The following is a 20,245-nucleotide window of genomic DNA, read 5'->3' as shown; positions in this document are numbered from 1 at the left end:
TAAACCACTATTTAATAGTTCTTAAATATAAAAATAATGAGCAACCATTTCGAAACAAAAGCTATTAGAACACAAACTGAACGCTCTCAATTTTCAGAACATTCAACTCCGTTATATTTAACATCAAGTTTTGTATTTGATGATGCAGAAGACATGCGTGCTTCTTTTGCTGAAGAAAAAGATAAAAATCTATACAGTAGATTTTCAAATCCAAATACTACAGAATTTGTAAATAAAATAGTGCAAATGGAAGGAGCAGAAGCTGGCTATGCTTTTGCCACTGGAATGGCTGCTGTATTTTCTACTTTTGGAGCTTTATTAAATGCTGGAGATCATATTGTTTCATGTAGATCTGTATTTGGATCAACCCATAGTTTATTTACAAAATATTTACCGAAATGGAATATTGAAACAAGCTATTTCAAAATAAATGAAGTTGAAAAAATTGAGCAATTAATTCAGCCAAACACAAAAATTCTATATGCAGAAACACCTACAAATCCAGCGGTAGATATTATTGATTTAGAATTGCTAGGAAATATTGCTAAAAAACACAACTTACTTTTAGTTATTGACAATTGTTTTGCTACTCCTTATTTACAAAACCCAATTAAGTTTGGTGCCGATTTAGTTATCCATTCAGCTACTAAATTAATTGATGGACAAGGAAGAGTTTTAGGAGGAATCACCGTTGGAAAGAAAGAATTGATTCGTGAAATTTATCTTTTTTCAAGAAATACTGGTCCAGCTATGTCACCTTTTAATGCATGGGTATTATCTAAAAGTTTAGAAACCTTAAGTATCAGGGTTGAAAAACATTGTGAAAATGCTTTAAAAGTGGCTACATTTTTAGAAAAACATCCAAAGGTAAACCTTGTAAAATATCCTTTTTTAAAATCACATCCTAAACATGAAATAGCAAAAAAACAAATGAAATTAGGAGGCAATATTGTGGCTTTTGAAATTAAAGGTGGAATTGAAGCTGGACGTAGCTTTCTAAATGCCATAAAGTTATGTTCGTTATCAGCAAACTTAGGAGATACAAGAACCATAGTTACTCATCCTGCATCTACAACTCATAGTAAGTTGAGTGAAGAAGACAGGTTAGAAGTTGGTATCACAAACGGATTGGTACGTTGTTCCGTTGGTTTAGAAAATATAGATGATATTATTAACGATTTAACACAAGCATTAGATACTTAAAAAGCAAATAAAGTGTATTTTTGTAATATGCTTTCTAAGAAAACAAAATACGGTTTAAAGGCACTAACCTTTATTGCAAGACAAGAAAAAGGAAATAAAGTACAAATAGCTACTATTTCCGAAAGTGAAAATATATCACATAAATTTTTAGAAAGTATATTACTTACCTTACGAAAAGCAGGATTTTTAGGAGCCAAAAAAGGAAAAGGTGGAGGTTATTATATGTTAAAAGAAGCCTCAGAAATTAAGATGACTGATGTTATCAGAACTTTAGAAGGTCCTATAGCCATGCTCCCTTGTGTAAGCTTAAATTATTATGAAAAGTGTGATGACTGCCCTGATGAAGACGCATGTTCAGTACATAAATTAATGATTCAAGTTAGGGATAACACTCTACAAGTACTTCGTAATAATACACTAGCAGATTTAGTGTAAAATAACACAAATGTTATTCTATTGTAAAATTTTCAAATAAATGTTTTCACATTTAAAATGAATGTATACATTTGTCACTTCTTAAAACCTAGTTACCCGATAGGGTAATAGAATTTAAAAATGATTTTAGAACAAATAATAGAAAATAAGAAAAATTACACGCTAGATAAAGCTTCTGAAAATCCGTTGAGAAGCATTGTAAAATCAATTAGCTGGAGAGTTATAGGAACAATAGATACCATATTAATATCATGGTTAATTACAGGAGAAGTAGCCACAGCATTTTCAATAGGAAGCATTGAGTTAATCACAAAAATGGTGTTGTACTTTTTTCATGAAAGAGTTTGGAACAAAATAAAATGGGGCAAAAAATGAGCTTAGAAAGTCAATTAAATATTGAAGAATTAAACCAAGGGTTAGCAAAGTTAACTCCACAACAAATCATAGAATGGGTTTTCGAATTAAAGAAAAGAACAATTATTACAACAAACTTTAGACCTTATGAAGTAGCTATTTTACACTTAGTGTCTAGAAAGACCCCTTACATAAAGGTTATTTGGTGCGATACAGGTTACAACACACCACAAACCTATAAACACGCTGAGGAATTAATTGAACAATTAGGCTTGAATGTTCATTTATATGTTCCTAAACAAACAGTGGCTCATAGAAATGTTGTTTTAGGAGTCCCTTCAATAGAGCATAAAGACCATGCTTTATTTACAGAACAAGTGAAACTAGAACCATTTAAAAGAGCGATTAAGGAACATCAGCCAGAAGTTTGGTTTACCAATTTAAGAAAAGGGCAAACAGCATTTAGAGATAATTTAGGAATACTCTCTTTTAGTAAAGACGGAATTTTAAAAGTAAGTCCATTTTATCATTGGTCAGATAAGGAATTAGACGAATATTTAGAACAATATAATTTACCAAATGAATTTAAATATTTCGATCCAACAAAAGTAGAAAGTAATAGAGAATGTGGTTTACATATTTAAAGAATATGATTATGAATACAGAAACAATACAAGTAGGTGCTTTAGAAAGCGAAGCCATATATATATTTAGAGAAGTTGTTGCTCAATTTGAAAAACCAGTTTTACTATTTTCTGGTGGAAAAGATAGCATAACATTAGTAAGATTAGCCCAAAAAGCATTTTATCCTGCTAAAATTCCTTTTCCTCTTTTACACATAGATACTGGGCATAATTTTCCAGAGACAATAGAATTTAGAGATCGTTTAGCAAAAGACCTCAACGTTGATTTAATTGTTAGAAATGTTCAGGATAATATTGACAAAGGTCGAGTAAAAGAAGAAACTGGAAAGTACGCTAGCCGAAACATGCTGCAAACAGAAACGTTATTAGATGCAATTGATGAATTTGGTTTCGATGCATGTATCGGTGGGGCGCGCAGAGATGAAGAAAAAGCAAGAGCTAAAGAACGAATTTTCTCTGTTCGTGATGATTTTGGGCAATGGGATGAAAAAAATCAACGTCCAGAATTATTCGATATGTTAAACGGAAGAATTGATTTGGGACAAAACGTAAGAGTCTTCCCTATCTCTAACTGGACAGAATTAGATGTATGGTCTTATATAAGAGATGAAAATATCGAAATCCCTTCTATTTATTTCGCTCACAAAAGAGCTACATTTCTAAGAGATGGACTTATATGGTCAGCAGAAGATGATGTAGTTTATAGAGATGAAAATGAAAAAGTTGAAGAACGAATGGTACGTTTTAGAACAGTAGGAGATATGAGCTGTACAGCCGCAGTACTATCCAATGCTTTAGATATAAATACCGTAGTAAACGAAATTAAAGTATCAACAATTTCCGAAAGAGGTGCTAGAATAGATGACAAACGATCGGAAGCTGCAATGGAAAAAAGAAAACAACAAGGATACTTTTAAAACTTATAACAAACATTTAAACACAAGTTGTTACACAACAACTAAAATATAAAATGAACGTACTAAAAATAGCAACTGCAGGTAGTGTCGATGATGGCAAAAGCACATTAATCGGTCGTATACTATACGATACTAACTCATTAACTGACGACAAACTAGAAGCCATTGAAGAGAAAAGTAGGCAAAGAGGCTTTGATTACTTAGATTTTTCATTAGCTACCGATGGTTTGGTTGCCGAAAGAGAACAAGGAATTACTATAGATGTAGCTCACATATATTTTTCAACACCAAAAACGAGTTTTATTATAGCTGATACACCTGGACATATAGAATACACTAGAAATATGGTTACTGGTGCTTCAAATTCACAAGCTTCTATTGTTTTGATAGATGCTCGAAACGGAGTTATAGAACAAACATATCGTCATTTTTTCATTAACAATTTATTGAGAGTAAAAAATGTAGTAATAGCCATTAACAAAATGGATTTAGTTGATTATTCAGAAGAAAAGTTTAATCAAATAAAAAATGAAATTGAGTATTTAGCTAGCAAAAGTGCTTATAAAAATCAGCAATTAACCTTTATCCCTCTTTCTGCATTAAAAGGAGATAATGTAGTTGAAAAATCAGAGAATACTCCTTGGTATAATGGAGAAACATTACTAAATCATTTAGAGAGTTTAAAAGCAGATGATATAGAAGAACAATCACAAACACGATTTCCTGTACAAACAGTAATCAGACCTAAGACAGATGATTATCATGATTTCAGAGGTTATGCTGGTAAAATCTATGGAGGAAATTTAGCAGTTGGCGATTCTGTTACTGTATTACCTTCTGCTACTGAATCCAAAATAAAGAGTATTCATTTTTTTGATAAAGAATACTTACAGGCAAAAAGAGGAAGTTCTGTAACTATTACGTTGGAAGACAATGTAAATGTAAGCCGTGGAGACATGTTAGTAAAAACAAAAGAAGTTCCTACGGTATCAAAAGAATTAACTGCTACAATTTGTTGGATGGATAAAAATCCATTGCAAGCTTCTGATAAATATTATATAAAACATGGAGTAAATGATGCACAGGCAAAAATTATGTCTTTATCGTCCATCATAAAAACAGATTTTTCAGGTAAGGAAGAAAATCCATCACAATTAACTTTAAATGAAATTGGCGATGTAACCTTAAAAGTTAGCAAACCATTGTTTTATGATTCTTACCAGAAAAACAAAGCTAATGGAACTTTCATTTTAATCAATCCAAAAACCAACAATACAGCCGGAGTAGGCTTTATTCAGTAATAAGAAAATCAAATGGCAATTATAATAACAGATGAGTGCATCAATTGTGGAGCATGCGAACCAGAATGCCCAAATACAGCTATTTATGAAGGAGCTTCAGACTGGAATTATAACGAAGGAACCTCATTAAATGGAAATATTCAATTATTGAATGGAACAGAAATAGACGCAAATGAAGATCAAGAACCAATTTCTGACGAATACTATTTCATTGTTCCAGACAAATGTACAGAGTGTAAAGGATTTCATGAAGAACCACAATGTGCAGCAGTTTGCCCAGTAGATTGTTGTGTTCCTGATGAAGACATTATTGAAACAGAAGAAGAACTATTAGCAAAACAGCAGTTCTTACACAATTAAAAAAAGTAACGCTTACAAGCTTTAAAAAATAAAGTAATGCAAAGTTTTAGAACCGAAATAGAGAATCCAATTGTAGAAAAAGATATTCTAGAATTAGAACGTAAAATCCGTTTATTCAAAGAAGGTCAAATAGACGAAGAACGATTTAGAAGTTTACGTTTGGCTAGAGGTGTATATGGTCAACGTCAGTTTGGAGTACAAATGATTCGTATAAAACTACCTTATGGTAAAGTTACTAGCGAACAATTACATCGAATAGCTGATGTATCGGACGAATACTCAAGAGGGCGCTTACATATTACAACTCGTCAAGACATACAAATTCACTATGTGAGTTTAGATAGAACTCCAGAATTATGGGCACAATTAGAAAAAGATGATATCACCTTACGCGAGGCTTGTGGAAATGCAGTTAGAAATGTTACAGCTTCTGAAACTGCTGGAATAGACATTAATGAACCTTTTGATGTAACACCCTATGCACATGCTACATTTCAATTTTTCTTACGTAACCCTATTTGTCAGGAAATGGGTAGAAAATTTAAGATGTCTTTTTCTGCAACAGACCATGATACTGCATTGAGTTTTATGCATGATTTAGGTTTTATTGCTAAAACAAAAACTATAAAAGGTAAAGAAGTCAAAGGTTTTAAAGTTTTATTAGCAGGAGGATTAGGTTCACAACCTAGACATGCAGATGTTATCTATGAATTTCTAGAAGCTGATTTATTAATTCCTACTATTGAAGGTGTTTTACGAGTTTTTGATAGACATGGAGAACGCTCAAAAAGAGCAAAAGCACGTTTAAAATTTTTAGTTAAAGATTTAGGAGTTGATGCCTTCTTAAAATTAGTTTCTGAAGAACAAAAAGCATTTGCTTATCAAAGGTACCCTATAAACACATCTGATTTTGAAAAGGAAATTCAATTTGAAACAACAGAAATTCCTTCAGTAAAAATAACTGATAACGAAGCTTACCAAAACTGGAAAGAAACCAATGTTATTCAACAAAAACAAAAAGGATTATATGCCATTGGAATTAAAGTCCCTTTGGGAGATTTTTACACAGACAAAGCTCGTTTACTTGCAGATTTAATTAAAAAATATGCAGCAAATGAATTGCGTTTTACATTACGTCAAAATATCTTAATCCGTCACGTCAGAGAAGAGTTTTTACCATTCTTTTATGTTGAATTAGAAAAATTAAGTTTTACAGAAATAGGCTATAACAGCTTAACAGATATTACAGCATGCCCAGGAACTGATACTTGTAACTTAGGTATTTCAAGTAGTACAGGTATTGCAACAGAATTAGAGCGTGTATTAAAATCAGAATATCCACAATATGTAAATAATAAAAACATCACTATTAAAATTAGTGGTTGTATGAATGCTTGTGGACAACACAATATGGCACATATAGGGTTTCAAGGGATGTCTGTTAAAGTTGGAAACTTATTAGCTCCTGCCCTTCAAGTATTAATTGGTGGAGGTGTTTTAGGTAATGGTAAAGGACGTTTTTCTGATAAACTAGTAAAAATACCAAGCAAAAGAGGTCCTGAAGCTCTACGTATTCTTTTAAATGATTTTGAAGATCATAAACAAGAAAATGAAGACTTCTTAACATATTATGATAGATATGGAAAAACCTATTTCTATGATTTATTAAAACATTTATCAGATACTTCCAATTTAAACCAGGATGATTTTATTGATTGGGGTCATGATAAAAACTATGTAAAAGCCATTGGTGTTGGAGAATGTGCTGGAGTTGTTATCGACTTGATTGCAACCTTACTATTTGAAAGTGAAGAAAAAATAGAAAATGCTATTGGTGCATTGAATGAAAAGCAATGGTCAGACAGCATATATCATTCATATTCAGCAATCATCAATACTGCAAAAGCATTGTTAACTTCAGAAGGAGCAAAAACCAATACACAAGCTAGTATTGTTAAAAACTTTGATGAAGTATTTATCAGTACAAATAAGATTGAATTACCAACTTCATTTACTGATTTTGTATATCAAATAAAAGAGAATAACCCAACAGAAGCTTTCGCTAAAAAGTACCTAGAAGAAGCAAAATCGTTTTATAAAACGGTAGATGCATACAGGAAGCAAGTAGTAGAAAGTTAAACATAAAGAGACATGAGAAATCTACCAAAATTAACCGTAGTGGGTGCTGGTCCTGGTGATGTAGAACTAATCACCTTAAAAGCAATCAATACTTTAAAACAAGCAGATGTAGTGTTATATGATGCTTTGGTTAACAATGATTTATTAAAATATGTAAATCCAAATGCTGAAATAATTTTTGTTGGTAAAAGAAGAGGCTGTTACCGTTATCAACAAGAACAAATTAATGAACTAATAGTAGCTAGAGGTCATTCGCATGGACATGTGGTACGTTTAAAAGGAGGTGATCCATTTATTTTTGGTAGAGGTGCAGAAGAAATGGAATATGCTGCAAAATTTGGACTACAAACAGATGTGGTTCCTGGTGTTTCATCATCATTAGCCGTACCTGCATATCAAAATATTCCTTTAACAAAACGTGGAAGTTCAGAAAGTTTCTGGGTAATTACTGGAACAACAAAAAAGCATCAAATTTCTAGTGATGTCGCTTTAGCCGCAAAGTCTAATGCTACTGTAGTTATATTAATGGGAATGGGTAAATTATCAGAAATTATTCAGCTTTTTCAAAAAGAAAAAAAGCATGATTTACCTGTAGCTATTATTCAAAACGGTACTACTCCACAAGAAAAAATCGGAATTGGTACTGTAAACACCATAGAACAAGTGGTAGCAAAAAACAAATTAAGTAATCCAGCAATCATCGTATTAGGAGAAGTTGTAAAACATAGGGCAGAACTTCAATTGGTACAATCGCAAATAAAAACCAATATCGCAGTATGATAGTAGAAGAAAAAAATAACCTCTACCCTATCTTTTTAAAAGTACATCAATTAAATGTTCTCTTAATAGGTGCTGGTAATGTTGGATTGGAAAAATTGAGTTTTTTATTAAAGTCAAGTCCAAATGCAAAAGTTCAAATAGTAGCAATCGATATACTTCCAGAAGTAAAAAACTTAGCTGAAAAGCATCATATTGAAATAATTCAAGAAGCTTACAAAGTAAGTCATTTACACTATAAAGATTTGGTAATTGTTGCTACAGATGACAACCATGTAAACATACAAGCTTACAACGATTGTAAAGAACAAAACTTATTGGTAAACGTTGCAGACACACCTCATCTCTGTGATTTCTATTTAGGAGGAATAGTAACAAAAGGGAATGTCAAAGTAGCAATTTCAACTAATGGAAAATCTCCAACAACAGCTAAAAGATTACGTCAGTTTTTTGAAGAAGTAATTCCAGAAGACATCAATGAATTAGTTCAAAATTTAAATAAGTACAGAAAGACCATCAAAGGTAATTTTGAAGAAAAAGTAGAAACATTAAACAAGTTAACAGAAGGTTTAATAAGCTAAGAATAGAAGTAAAAGATTTTTTTACAACTCTATACTAGTGGCAAAAAAATAAAAATGATTACAACAGATATATTAATTATAGGAGCGGGTCCTACAGGACTTTTTACAGTTTTTGAAGCAGGATTATTAAAATTAAAATGTCATTTAATTGATGCATTACCTCAACCAGGAGGGCAATGTTCAGAAATATATCCAAAAAAACCTATTTATGATATCCCTGCTTATCCTGAGATTCTAGCAGGTGATTTGACAAAGAATTTATTGGAACAAATAAAACAATTTGAACCAGGGTTTACCTTAGGAGAAAGAGCTGACACTATAGAAAAACAAGAAGATGGAACATTTATAGTTACCACAAACAAAGGAACAAAGCATCATGCTCCAGTGGTAGCTATAGCAGGTGGCTTAGGAAGTTTTGAACCTAGAAAACCACCTATTCCTAATATTTCAAATTATGAAGACAAAGGAGTAGCTTACATTATTAGAGAACCAGAAATTTATAGGAACAAAAAAGTGGTTATAGCCGGTGGTGGTGATTCGGCTTTAGACTGGGCAATATATTTAGCTGACATTGCTTCCGAAGTAACTTTAGTTCACCGTAGAAATGAATTTAGAGGAGCCTTAGACTCTGTAGAAAGAGTGCAAGAGTTGAAAGATATTGGAAAAATTCATTTAATAACACCTGCAGAAATAAAAGAAGTTTATGGAGACGAGCATGTTAATGCTGTTCAAATAGTAGAAAAAGACAAAGAACCATATACTTATGAAACCGACCATTTTATTCCATTATTTGGTTTATCACCAAAGCTAGGACCTATTGCTAACTGGGGACTTGAAATAGAAAAAAATGCCATAAAAGTAAACAACGCTTTAGATTATCAAACAAACATACCAGGTATTTATGCCATTGGAGATGTTAATACATATCCTGGAAAGTTAAAACTGATTTTATGTGGATTTCACGAAGCTACGTTGATGTGTCAAAGTGCTTTTCAGCGTATACATCCTGATAAAAAATATGTAATGAAATACACAACTGTTGGTGGTGTTGAAGGTTTTGACGGTTCAAAAAAAGAAGCTCCAAAAGCTGTAGTAAAAGCAATCAATTAAAAAATAACACAATGTCAGATATCAATATAAAAATAACCGATCGAGAGGGGATACTCCATGAAGTAATTGCACCTACCGATATGGCAATGAACTTAATGGAAATTGTCCGTTCCTATGAACTGGCAGAAGAAGGTACAATTGGTATTTGTGGAGGTATGGCTATGTGTGCATCTTGTCAATGTTATATAAAATCAAATCATCAATTATCTGAAATGACTCCTGATGAAGATTTAATGTTAGCTGAAGCTTTCCATGTAGAAGAAAATAGTCGTTTAGGTTGTCAAATTCAAATAACTCCTGAGCTGGAAGGTTTGGAAATAGAATTGGCACCCGAAAATTAATTTCATACAGAAAAGTACTATTAAAATGCAGTTTAAAAATTACAATTTATCATTAAAAGATAATGTAGAAACTTTTACAAAACAGCTATTCTATGCTTTATTTAGTGATGTATGCCAAGAAAAAGCTACACATTTAAAAAGTCAATTCATTATTATTTTAAAAGAGCTAAACATTCTTGAAGGAGAAAGTATTTGGGTATTATACCAAGAGTCTTTTTGTAAAATAAGAGAACAATTAGACTTAGATGCTTTAGCTTTTGAACAAAATGATCCAGCATGTAAAAGCCTAGAAGAAGTCTATTTAGCCTATCCTGGTTTTCATGCAATAGCAGTATATCGATTAAGTCATGAACTAGTAAAATTAAACGTACCTATTTTACCTCGTATGATGAGTGAATACATCCATGGAGTAACAGGTACAGATATTCATCCCGGTGCAACTATAGGTGCTTCATTTTTTATTGATCATGCTACAGGAATTGTCATTGGTGAAACTACACACATTCAAAATAATGTAAAGATTTATCAGGGAGTAACTCTAGGGGGGCTTCAAGTAAAAAAAGAATTGGCTTCAACAAAAAGACATCCAACCATAGAGAATAATGTAACTATTTATGCCAATGCTACTGTTTTAGGAGGAAATGTAGTTATAGGTCAAAACAGCATTATTGGTGCTAACGTATGCGTAACAGAATCAGTTCCAGAAGGATCAATTGTTACTTACGAATCAGAAAATAAAATTACCATCAGAAAGTCATATGCAAAATGATTTTCACAATAAGAAACAAATCATGAAAACAAAAAGTATTATCGATTTTGTAGGAAATACTCCTCTTGTAGAAATAACAAATGCTTTCAATAAACCCAATGTTAAATTATTATTGAAACTAGAAGGAAACAACCCTGGCGGTAGTGTAAAAGACAGAGCTGCTTATTTTATGATTTCCGAAGCCATCAAAAGGAAAAACATAAAAAAGGGTGACACTTTAGTAGAAGCAACTAGTGGAAATACTGGAATTGCACTAGCTTTAATGGCAAAAGTATTAGGAGTTAATATGGTATTGGTAATGCCTGAACATGCAACTGTTGAAAGAGTAAAAACCATGAGAGCTTATGGTGCAGAAGTTATTTTAACTCCAAGTGCTTTAGGAATGGAAGGAGCTATAGACCATGCTTTAGAATTGAAATATAAAAAAGGATATTTTAGATTAAATCAGTTTGATAATTTTGATAATCCAAAAGCACATTACACAACTACAGGCCCTGAAATTTGGAGAGATACAGAGGGACAAATAACACATTTTGTATCAGCTATGGGTACAACAGGTACGATAACTGGAGTTTCAGATTACTTAAAAGAACAAAATAATCAAATTCAAATCATAGGAGTTCAACCGAAAGACGGTGCTAAAATCCCTGGAATTAGAAAATGGCCTCAAGAATATTTACCTGCTATTTTTAAACCACAAAAAATCAATAGAATTTTAGAGGTAAATCAGCAAGAAGCAGAAGAAGCAACTATAAAATTAGCCGAACAAGAAGGAATTTTTGCAGGTATGAGTAGTGGTGGTGCTTTTGCCTCAGCACTTAAAGTAGCCAACTCTATAGAAAAAGGAGTCGTTGTGGCTATAGTTTGTGATAGAGGTGATCGTTATTTATCTTCAGAATTATATGGTTTATAAAGTATTTTATAAACCATATTTTTATTTCAAAAGTTACCTTTCGGAAACATATTTAGTTGTTTCGGAAGTTTATGGACACCATTGGAAAATGATGCTTTTACTTTTGCGATAGATTTAATGCTAACCCCCGAAAAAAATCATCAAAATGGAAAAAGTAAATACTTTTAAGTTATTGCTATGCGCAATATTTTTATGCAATTTTAGTACAATGTTCTCTCAATCTCATTATACTTATGAGTTAAAAAACGGGAGTTTTGAAACGTTATCAGGAGGTAATACAAATAATATTTATGCACACTTTACTGCTAGAAGACTAGGAACAAGTTGGTACGCTCATAAAGGTAACCCCAGAAGCCATAATAACGGATATAATAGTGTTCATACTTGTGGACCTTGTGGAAATGGATCTAGGTATGCTTCTTTGCGATATAGTAATACAAATGGACAAAAAAAAGGAAACTCTATATTCATGTATTACCCTATGAAAAGTGGTAAAACATACAAACTTAAATTTGATTATAAAAAATATAACAATAATGGAATTTTATATGTTATAGCCACTAACAGTGCTACTGCAAATTACAATACCAATAGTAGTCTTGTTGAAACAATAGGAAATATAAATAACAACCAGTATAGCTCATTACCTTCTAATGATCAAATGCTTGTAACAAAAGTTATTCAACATACAGGTCCAAGTACTAGTTGGAGTAACAATATACCAACAGGAAATAATATAAGTCCTAACATTACATTTACACCTAATAAAGATTACACACAACTCTTATTTGTATATCATTCTACCCAACATAATGCTAATGGAGAGATGTATATTGACGGTGTTAGTATGACAGGAGATTTAAATCAATCTGGTAAAGTTTCAATGGCACTTAACGGAGCTAATTCTAATACAAATGTTGGTATTCAAATTTGTAGTGGAGATCCTGTAATTTTAGATGGTAGAGGAACTATTGACACTTCTTTAGACCATAATAAAAGAATTCAATATTTTACTGCTATTTATAAAATTGGAAGTAATGGACAAGCTGTAGATGGTTCTGAAGTATGGAACGATGGTGTTCCTTATAGCGAACTAGACCTACAATCTCAATTTCCTCTAACCTCTCCTTATGGAGTTACTACTCAATACCATGTTAAATTGGCTATAAATTCAGGACCAAACAACACTTGGATAGAGAAAGTAATGAAAGTTTACGTAGTAGGAAAACCTAATTTTTCTATAAATCAAACATTTATCTTCTCTAGTACTTATAATAGAGTAAGATTAAGAGTTCAAGGTTTACCTACAAACACAACTTATACTTATAAATGGTTCAGAACAGGTAACCCACAAGTACTTGGAACTAATTATCAATATGATGCTTATAGCTCTGGATCCTATACAGTTGAGGTTACAGCTGCTAACACAGGTTGTACTACAAAAAAAACAATTAATGTTTATGTTCCTCCTGTAATGAAAAAAACAAAGGATGCAATATTAAATGAATTAATGCCTAAAAATAATTCTAATAATGATAATGATATTAAAGTATATCCAAATCCAGTTTCAAACATTGTAAATGTGAAGTCTAATACCAACATAGATAGATTAGAACTTTATTCTATTGGAGGAACAAGAATTTCAACTTCAAGAGGAAACACTATGGATGTAAAAAATATTAAAAAGGGTATTTATATACTAAAAGCAATTTCAGGAAACACAACTATAAAAGAATCAAAAATTATAAAAAAGTAACTAACTAATTTAGGGAACACATTAAATCTTAAAATCTCACTTACAGCTAGTAAGTGAGATTTTTTATTAAATAAAAAGAATAATTTATTGGGAAACTAAAAATAAACCAATAGATTTGCATCATAGTTCATTAACTTAATTGATGTTATCAAGAAAGGTGGAGGGAATAGACCCTTTGAAGCCTTAGCAACCCTTTGTGTATACAAAGAAGGTGCTACATTCTACTGCTTGGCAGAGAGATAACGGAAAGAATTTTACTTCCTCTTTTCCTGATAACATAACTTTTAATTATCAGGAATGTCAAACATATATACAGAAATACAAAAAAGAATTCTCGTGCTCGATGGAGCTATGGGAACAATGCTTCAAGAATATAAATTTACAGAAGAAGATTTTCGTGGAAAACGTTTTAAAGACTACCCTACTCCACTCCAAGGTAATAACGATTTACTATCTATTACCCAACCAGAAGCAGTAAAAGAAGTACATCGAAAATATTTTGCTGCTGGAGCAGATATTGTTGAAACTAATACTTTTTCTGGTACAACTATAGCTATGGCCGATTATCAAATGGAAGATTTAGTTTACGAATTAAATTACGAATCGGCAAAAATAGCAAAGGAAGTAGCAAACGAATTTACCAAAAAAGAACCTCATAAACCTAGGTTTGTTGCTGGTTCTATAGGTCCAACAAACAGAACAGCTAGCATGTCTCCTGATGTTAACGACCCAGGCTACAGAGCAGTTACATTTGATGAACTAAGAATAGCTTATAAAGAACAAACAGAAGCTTTACTAGATGGAGGTGCCGATATTTTATTAGTAGAAACAGTCTTTGATACATTAAATGCAAAAGCTGCATTGTTTGCTATTGAAGAAGTAAAAAGCGAGCGAGGAATTGAAGTTCCAGTAATGGTATCGGGTACAATTACTGATGCCTCAGGAAGAACACTATCTGGACAAACCGCAGAAGCTTTTTTAATTTCTATTTCACACATTCCTTTATTATCAGTTGGTTTTAACTGTGCACTAGGGGCCAATTTATTACAACCACACTTAGAGGTTATAGCTTCAAAAACAAAATTTGCTACATCAGCACATCCAAATGCTGGACTTCCAAATGCTTTTGGTGAATATGATGAAACACCAGAAGAAACAGCTTTGCAAATAGAAGAATATTTAAAAAAGGAGTTAATCAATATCATTGGAGGATGTTGCGGAACTACACCAAAACATATTACTGCCATAGCTGAAGTAGCTGCTAAATATAAACCAAGAGAAGTTTTAAACATTCATACTGTTGAAAATTAAATGAAGATGAGCACACAACAAAGAAAATTCATGCGTTTATCCGGTTTAGAGCCTTTAATTATTACCGAAAATAGCAACTTCATTAATGTAGGCGAACGTACCAATGTAGCTGGGTCTCGTAAATTTTTACGGTTAATAAAAGAAGAAAAATATGACGAAGCGCTCGCTATAGCAAGACATCAAGTAGATGGAGGAGCACAAATTATCGATATTAATATGGATGATGGCTTAATTGACGGTAAAGAAGCCATGGTGCGTTTTTTAAACTTGATTGCTGCCGAACCTGATATTTGTCGTGTTCCTATTATGATAGATAGCTCTAAATGGGAAATTATAGAAGCTGGATTACAAGTAGTACAAGGGAAATGTGTTGTAAATTCTATCAGCTTAAAAGAAGGTGAAGAAAAATTTATTTGGGAAGCAACTCAAATAAAACGTTATGGAGCCGCAGTAATTGTAATGGCATTTGATGAAGTTGGGCAAGCAGATAATTATCAACGAAGAATAGAAATAGCAGAACGCTCATATAGAGTTTTAGTAGATAAAGTTGGATTTCCTTCAGAAGATATCATCTTCGACTTAAATATTTTCCCTGTAGCTACAGGAATGGAAGAACACAGAAAAAATGCTATCGATTTTATAGAAGCAACTCGATGGGTACGTAATAACTTACCTAATGTTAGTGTTAGTGGTGGTGTAAGTAATGTTTCTTTTTCATTTAGAGGGAATAATACGGTAAGAGAAGCAATGCATTCCGTTTTTCTATACTATGCAATTCAAGCAGGTATGAATATTGGAATTGTAAATCCGGCCATGCTAGAAGTTTATGATGATATTCCTAAAGACCTTTTAGAATATATAGAAGATGTAATTTTAGATAGACGTGACGATGCTACTGAACGATTATTGGACTTTGCTGAAACTGTAAAAGGAAAGAAAAAAGAAGATGATGGAAGAGCATTAGAATGGCGAAACTTATCATTGCAAGAACGAATTACACATTCATTGGTAAAAGGAATTGATGCTTTTATTGTAGAAGATACAGAAGAAGCAAGATTAACAGTAGAAAGACCTTTACATGTAATTGAAGGACATTTGATGGCTGGAATGAATGTGGTTGGTGATTTATTTGGTTCAGGAAAAATGTTTTTACCACAAGTTGTAAAATCGGCCAGAGTAATGAAAAAAGCAGTAGCATATCTTAACCCTTTTATTGAGGCAGAAAAAGGTGAAGAACAAAAAGCGTTAGGCAAAATTTTAATGGCTACAGTAAAAGGTGATGTTCATGATATAGGTAAAAACATTGTCTCAGTAGTTTTAGGATGTAATAACTATGAAATAGTTGATTTAGGAGTAATGGTTCCTCCTGAAAAAATTATTGAAACCGCAAAAAAGGAAAAAGTAGACGCCATTGGTTTAAGTGGTTTAATCACTCCTTCATTAGATGAAATGGTATATCTAGCCAAAGAAATGGAACGTCAAAATTTAGATGTACCATTACTCATTGGTGGAGCTACAACTTCCAAAGCACATACAGCAGTAAAAATTGATACTCAATATAAAAACGCAGTAGTACATGTAAATGATGCTTCAAGAGCAGTAACAGTTGTTGGAGATTTATTAAATGAAAACACAAAAAACGAATATGTAGCTAAACTAAAAAAAGACTACGAAGAGTTTCGTGATAAATTTTTAAAAAGAGGAAAAACAAAAGCATACATTTCTATAGAAGAAGCTCGTAAACGTCAATTTAAAATAAATTGGGAAACAAGCAATATTGTAAAACCTAAAGAATTGGGTATTCAAACATTACAACAAGTAAGCTTAAAGGAATTAATTCCTTTTATAGATTGGTCTCCTTTTTTCCGCTCATGGGACTTACACGGAAAATTCCCTGATATTTTAACAGATGAAATTGTAGGTGAACAGGCTACTAGTTTATATGAAGATGCTCAAAAAATGTTACAAGAAATTGTAGCTAAACAATTATTAAAGCCTAAAGGAATTTTTGGGTTATTTGAAGCTAACTCTATTAATACAGATGATATTTCAATCCAGAAAAAAGGAAAAGAAGTAGCTGTATTTAGAACGCTTCGTCAACAATTAAAAAAACGAGATAACAAACCAAGTTTTGCTTTAGCAGATTTTATAGCTCCAAAAGAAACTGGTAAAAAGGATTATATGGGAGCTTTCTGTACAGCTATTTTTGGCGCAGATGAATTAGCTACAAAATATAAAGACCAACAGGACGATTACAATGCTATCATGGCACAAGCATTGGCCGATCGTTTTGCTGAAGCTTTCGCAGAATACTTACATCATAGAATAAGAACAAAACACTGGGGATATAGTATAGACGAAAACTTAACTAACGAAGAATTAATAAAAGAAAACTATAAAGGTATTCGTCCAGCTCCAGGATACCCAGCATGTCCAGATCATTTAGAAAAAGAAACTATTTGGCAATTATTAGAAGTTGAAAAACAAATTGGAGTTTCCTTAACAGAAAGCTTGGCAATGTGGCCAGCAGCAGCTGTATCTGGTTATTATTTTGCAAATGAAGAATCTAAATATTTTGGATTAGGAAAAATAACCGATGACCAAGTAAAAGATTATGCCACAAGAAAAAACATCACATTAGACAAAGCAAGAAAATGGTTGCATCCAACAATTGCCGACAATTAAAATAACATTATGAAAGTTACAGAACATATAAAAAATGCCAATGGTAAAACATTGTTTTCATTTGAAATATTGCCTCCTTTAAAAGGACAACATATACAATCTATTTTTAATAATATAGATCCTCTAATGGAATTCAACCCACCTTTTATAGATGTTACCTATCATAGAGAGGAATATATTTATAAAGAACTTGAAAATGGCTTATTAAAAAAACAAGTGGTAAAAAAAAGACCTGGTACAGTAGGCATTTGTGCTGCCATTCAAAATAAATATCAGGTAGATGCTGTACCACATATTTTATGTGGTGGCTTTACAAAAGAAGATACCGAGAACTTTTTAATCGATTTAGATTTTTTAGGAATAGATAATGTCGTAGCATTACGAGGTGATGCAGTAAAAAGCGAGACATACTTTAAACCAGAAAAAGATGGACATAAATATGCAAGCGAACTTGTTTCTCAAATTCAGAGCTTAAATAATGGAAAATATTTAGATGATGAATTACAAAATTCATCACAAACAAATTTCTGCATAGGAGTTGCTGGGTATCCTGAAAAACATATGGAAGCTCCAAGTTTAGATTCTGATATCCATTTTTTGAAAAAGAAAATTAAAAATGGAGCTACTTATATAGTGACTCAAATGTTTTTTGACAATCAAAAGTACTTTGACTTTGTAGCTAAATGCAGAGCTGAAGGAATCACTACTCCCATTATTCCTGGTCTTAAACCTATTTCAACAAAGAAACAACTTAACTTAATTCCACATCGTTTTAAAGTTGATTTACCGGACGATTTAATTATGAGTGTAGTAAAATGTAAAGACAATAGCGAAGTGCGTCAGGTAGGTATAGAATGGTGTATACATCAAAGTAAAGAACTAATAAAAGCAGGAGTTCCTTTATTGCATTATTATTCTATGGGGAAATCAACCAACATTCAACAAATAGCAAAAGAAGTCTTTTAAACTTGTAAGGAAATAGAAAGTATTGATACTATGATAGTAAAAAGTAATTTTTGTAAAATTGTATTGGTAAAATATTTGATTACTTTTGTAACTTACAAACAAAGACAATAACTTAATTAAAATATAATAAAATGGCATTAGAAATTACAGATGCAAACTTTCAAGAAGTAGTATTAAATTCTGACAAACCAGTATTGGTTGATTTTTGGGCAGCTTGGTGTGGGCCATGTAGAATGGTTGGACCTATTGTTGATGAAATTCATAATGAATATGAAGGAAAAGCTGTAGTTGGTAAAGTTGACGTTGACAACAACCAAGAGTTTGCTGCTAAATATGGTGTAAGAAACATTCCTACAGTATTAATCTTTAAAAACGGTGAAGTAGTAGACAAACAAGTTGGTGCTGCTCCTAAAAAAGCGTATACTGATAAAATTGATGCTGCTTTATAATCAGTACAATTACAATATATAACAAGAAAAGGTTTGGCTATCGCTAAACCTTTTTTTATTTTCGGGCTATATGATTGATTTAAATAGTACTTCCTCAGAAATTAAAAATCTTGATATTCTTGCAAAGCAAGTAGTAGAAGGTTTTATAACAGGTATGCATAAAAGTCCTTTTCATGGATTTTCTGTTGAGTTTTCAGAACATAAATTATATAACAAAGGTGAAAGTACTCGTCATATAGATTGGAAGCTCTTTGCTAAAACAGAAAAACTTTATACTAAAAAGTATGAAGAGGAAACAAATTTACGTTGTCACTTAATTATTGACAACTCTGCTTCAATGCATTATCCTATAATAAAAACGCAATCTGTAGATAAATTAAATAAAATTGGTTTTTCAGCCATTGCAGCAGCCTCATTAATGGAAATTTTAAAGCGTCAAAGAGATGCTGTAGGCTTAAGTATCTATTCTGACACTTATGAGTACTACGCTCCTGAAAAAGGCAGTGAACGTCATAGGAAAATGTTGTTAAACCAATTAGAGAGTTTGTTAAGCTCAAATTCAAAGGCTACAACAGAAACTCATGAATATTTACATGAAATTGCTGAAAAAATACATAGGCGTTCTTTAATCTTCTTATTTACGGATATGTTTCAAACAACAAAAAATGAAGAGGAACTTTTTGAGGCTTTAAGACATTTAAAATACAACAAACACGAAGTTATATTATTTCATACTTACGATAAAAAGACTGAATTCTTATTTGATTTTGGTAATACTCCAAAAAAATTTGTTGATGTAGAAACTGGTGAAGAAATAAATTTATATGCTGAAAATGTTCAAGAAAATTACAAAGAACTAAGCTCCAAATTCTTCAACAACCTAAAGAACAAATGCTTACAATATAAAATAGATTACATCCCTGTTGATATTAATGAAGGGTACGATAAAATTCTTACCGCATATTTAATCAGTAGACAAAAAAAAATGTGATTTCTCCTTTTTTTTTTAAAAAAAGATTATATATTTGCATCCGCTTAGAGCAACGGTCTGGTAGTTCAGCTGGTTAGAATACATGCCTGTCACGCATGGGGTCGCGGGTTCGAGTCCCGTCCAGACCGCTAAAGTTTTTTCTAAGCTCACATAATACATTGCTAAAAGCAACGGTCTGGTAGTTCAGCTGGTTAGAATACATGCCTGTCACGCATGGGGTCGCGGGTTCGAGTCCCGTCCAGA

20 protein-coding genes, 1 tRNA gene and 1 riboswitch are annotated in these 20,245 nt (G+C 32.1%); all 21 genes read left to right on the top strand.

From position 1 onward, the window contains the following. Nucleotides 1-36: 36 nt before the first annotated feature. The 21 genes from Q0958_RS16240 (at nucleotide 37) to Q0958_RS16140 (ending at nucleotide 20,130) form a co-directional block, all read left to right on the top strand. Nucleotides 37-1,203 (top strand): O-succinylhomoserine sulfhydrylase, encoded by a 1,167-nt coding sequence (locus Q0958_RS16240; protein ID WP_299124930.1) that lies wholly within the window; start codon nucleotides 37-39, stop codon nucleotides 1,201-1,203. Between the two features lie 27 nt (nucleotides 1,204-1,230). Then, nucleotides 1,231-1,638 (top strand): Rrf2 family transcriptional regulator, encoded by a 408-nt coding sequence (locus Q0958_RS16235; RefSeq protein ID WP_150900140.1) that lies wholly within the window; start codon nucleotides 1,231-1,233, stop codon nucleotides 1,636-1,638. A gap of 120 nt (nucleotides 1,639-1,758) precedes the next feature. Continuing rightward, on the top strand, nucleotides 1,759-2,013 hold the full coding sequence (locus Q0958_RS16230; RefSeq protein ID WP_235273436.1) for a DUF2061 domain-containing protein: 255 nt from the start codon (nucleotides 1,759-1,761) through the stop codon (nucleotides 2,011-2,013). Continuing rightward, complete coding sequence (locus Q0958_RS16225) at nucleotides 2,010-2,636, top strand: phosphoadenosine phosphosulfate reductase family protein (protein ID WP_299124929.1); 627 nt, start codon at nucleotides 2,010-2,012, stop codon at nucleotides 2,634-2,636. Before Q0958_RS16230 ends, Q0958_RS16225 begins: the two co-directional genes overlap by 4 nt. 11 nt (nucleotides 2,637-2,647) lie before the next feature. Beyond that, entirely contained in the window at nucleotides 2,648-3,553 is a 906-nt protein-coding gene (gene cysD, locus Q0958_RS16220) for a sulfate adenylyltransferase subunit CysD (RefSeq protein ID WP_299124928.1), read from the top strand. Nucleotides 3,554-3,606: 53 nt separating this feature from the next. Beyond that, nucleotides 3,607-4,854, top strand: a complete 1,248-nt coding sequence (locus tag Q0958_RS16215; protein ID WP_299124927.1) for a GTP-binding protein — start codon at nucleotides 3,607-3,609, stop codon at nucleotides 4,852-4,854. A 12-nt stretch (nucleotides 4,855-4,866) separates the two neighbouring features. After that, the gene (locus tag Q0958_RS16210; RefSeq protein WP_150900059.1) at nucleotides 4,867-5,214 is read left to right on the top strand and encodes a 4Fe-4S dicluster domain-containing protein; all 348 of its coding nucleotides are present in this window, start codon (nucleotides 4,867-4,869) and stop codon (nucleotides 5,212-5,214) included. 36 nt (nucleotides 5,215-5,250) lie between these two features. Further along, on the top strand, nucleotides 5,251-7,353 hold the full coding sequence (locus Q0958_RS16205; RefSeq protein ID WP_299124926.1) for a nitrite/sulfite reductase: 2,103 nt from the start codon (nucleotides 5,251-5,253) through the stop codon (nucleotides 7,351-7,353). 12 nt (nucleotides 7,354-7,365) lie between these two features. After that, nucleotides 7,366-8,133, top strand: a complete 768-nt coding sequence (cobA, locus tag Q0958_RS16200) for a uroporphyrinogen-III C-methyltransferase (protein ID WP_299124925.1) — start codon at nucleotides 7,366-7,368, stop codon at nucleotides 8,131-8,133. After that, the gene (locus Q0958_RS16195; RefSeq protein ID WP_299124924.1) at nucleotides 8,130-8,711 is read left to right on the top strand and encodes a bifunctional precorrin-2 dehydrogenase/sirohydrochlorin ferrochelatase; all 582 of its coding nucleotides are present in this window, start codon (nucleotides 8,130-8,132) and stop codon (nucleotides 8,709-8,711) included. Before cobA ends, Q0958_RS16195 begins: the two co-directional genes overlap by 4 nt. 54 nt (nucleotides 8,712-8,765) lie before the next feature. After that, nucleotides 8,766-9,821, top strand: a complete 1,056-nt coding sequence (locus tag Q0958_RS16190) for an NAD(P)/FAD-dependent oxidoreductase (protein ID WP_299124923.1) — start codon at nucleotides 8,766-8,768, stop codon at nucleotides 9,819-9,821. An 11-nt stretch (nucleotides 9,822-9,832) separates the two neighbouring features. Further along, complete coding sequence (locus tag Q0958_RS16185; protein WP_299124922.1) at nucleotides 9,833-10,162, top strand: 2Fe-2S iron-sulfur cluster-binding protein; 330 nt, start codon at nucleotides 9,833-9,835, stop codon at nucleotides 10,160-10,162. Between the two features lie 25 nt (nucleotides 10,163-10,187). Next, complete coding sequence (gene epsC / locus Q0958_RS16180) at nucleotides 10,188-10,931, top strand: serine O-acetyltransferase EpsC (protein ID WP_299124921.1); 744 nt, start codon at nucleotides 10,188-10,190, stop codon at nucleotides 10,929-10,931. Nucleotides 10,932-10,953: 22 nt separating this feature from the next. Then, nucleotides 10,954-11,844: a cysteine synthase CysM gene (gene cysM, locus Q0958_RS16175; protein ID WP_299124919.1), complete on the top strand. Its 891-nt coding sequence runs from the start codon at nucleotides 10,954-10,956 to the stop codon at nucleotides 11,842-11,844. 145 nt (nucleotides 11,845-11,989) lie between these two features. After that, nucleotides 11,990-13,600 (top strand): T9SS type A sorting domain-containing protein, encoded by a 1,611-nt coding sequence (locus Q0958_RS16170; RefSeq protein WP_299124918.1) that lies wholly within the window; start codon nucleotides 11,990-11,992, stop codon nucleotides 13,598-13,600. Between the two features lie 142 nt (nucleotides 13,601-13,742). Next, a riboswitch (SAM riboswitch) is annotated at nucleotides 13,743-13,846 on the top strand. Nucleotides 13,847-13,897: 51 nt separating this feature from the next. Continuing rightward, nucleotides 13,898-14,911, top strand: coding sequence for a homocysteine S-methyltransferase family protein (locus Q0958_RS16165; protein ID WP_299124916.1), 1,014 nt, complete (start codon nucleotides 13,898-13,900; stop codon nucleotides 14,909-14,911). A gap of 6 nt (nucleotides 14,912-14,917) precedes the next feature. Continuing rightward, nucleotides 14,918-17,596: a methionine synthase gene (gene metH / locus Q0958_RS16160; RefSeq protein WP_299124915.1), complete on the top strand. Its 2,679-nt coding sequence runs from the start codon at nucleotides 14,918-14,920 to the stop codon at nucleotides 17,594-17,596. 9 nt (nucleotides 17,597-17,605) lie between these two features. Continuing rightward, nucleotides 17,606-18,562 (top strand): methylenetetrahydrofolate reductase [NAD(P)H], encoded by a 957-nt coding sequence (gene metF / locus Q0958_RS16155; protein ID WP_299124914.1) that lies wholly within the window; start codon nucleotides 17,606-17,608, stop codon nucleotides 18,560-18,562. A 131-nt stretch (nucleotides 18,563-18,693) separates the two neighbouring features. Further along, nucleotides 18,694-19,011 (top strand): thioredoxin, encoded by a 318-nt coding sequence (gene trxA, locus Q0958_RS16150; RefSeq protein WP_150900047.1) that lies wholly within the window; start codon nucleotides 18,694-18,696, stop codon nucleotides 19,009-19,011. Nucleotides 19,012-19,081: 70 nt separating this feature from the next. Beyond that, nucleotides 19,082-20,002 (top strand): DUF58 domain-containing protein, encoded by a 921-nt coding sequence (locus Q0958_RS16145; RefSeq protein ID WP_299124913.1) that lies wholly within the window; start codon nucleotides 19,082-19,084, stop codon nucleotides 20,000-20,002. Between the two features lie 54 nt (nucleotides 20,003-20,056). After that, nucleotides 20,057-20,130: transfer RNA gene (locus Q0958_RS16140), tRNA-Asp, on the top strand. Nucleotides 20,131-20,245: the final 115 nt, after the last annotated feature.

Origin of the sequence: uncultured Tenacibaculum sp., from assembly GCF_947499065.1 — a bacterium.
GTDB lineage: Bacteria > Bacteroidota > Bacteroidia > Flavobacteriales > Flavobacteriaceae > Polaribacter.
Note: the sequence above shows the minus strand (reverse complement) of the source record. Positions and strands in the feature narration are given on the sequence as shown.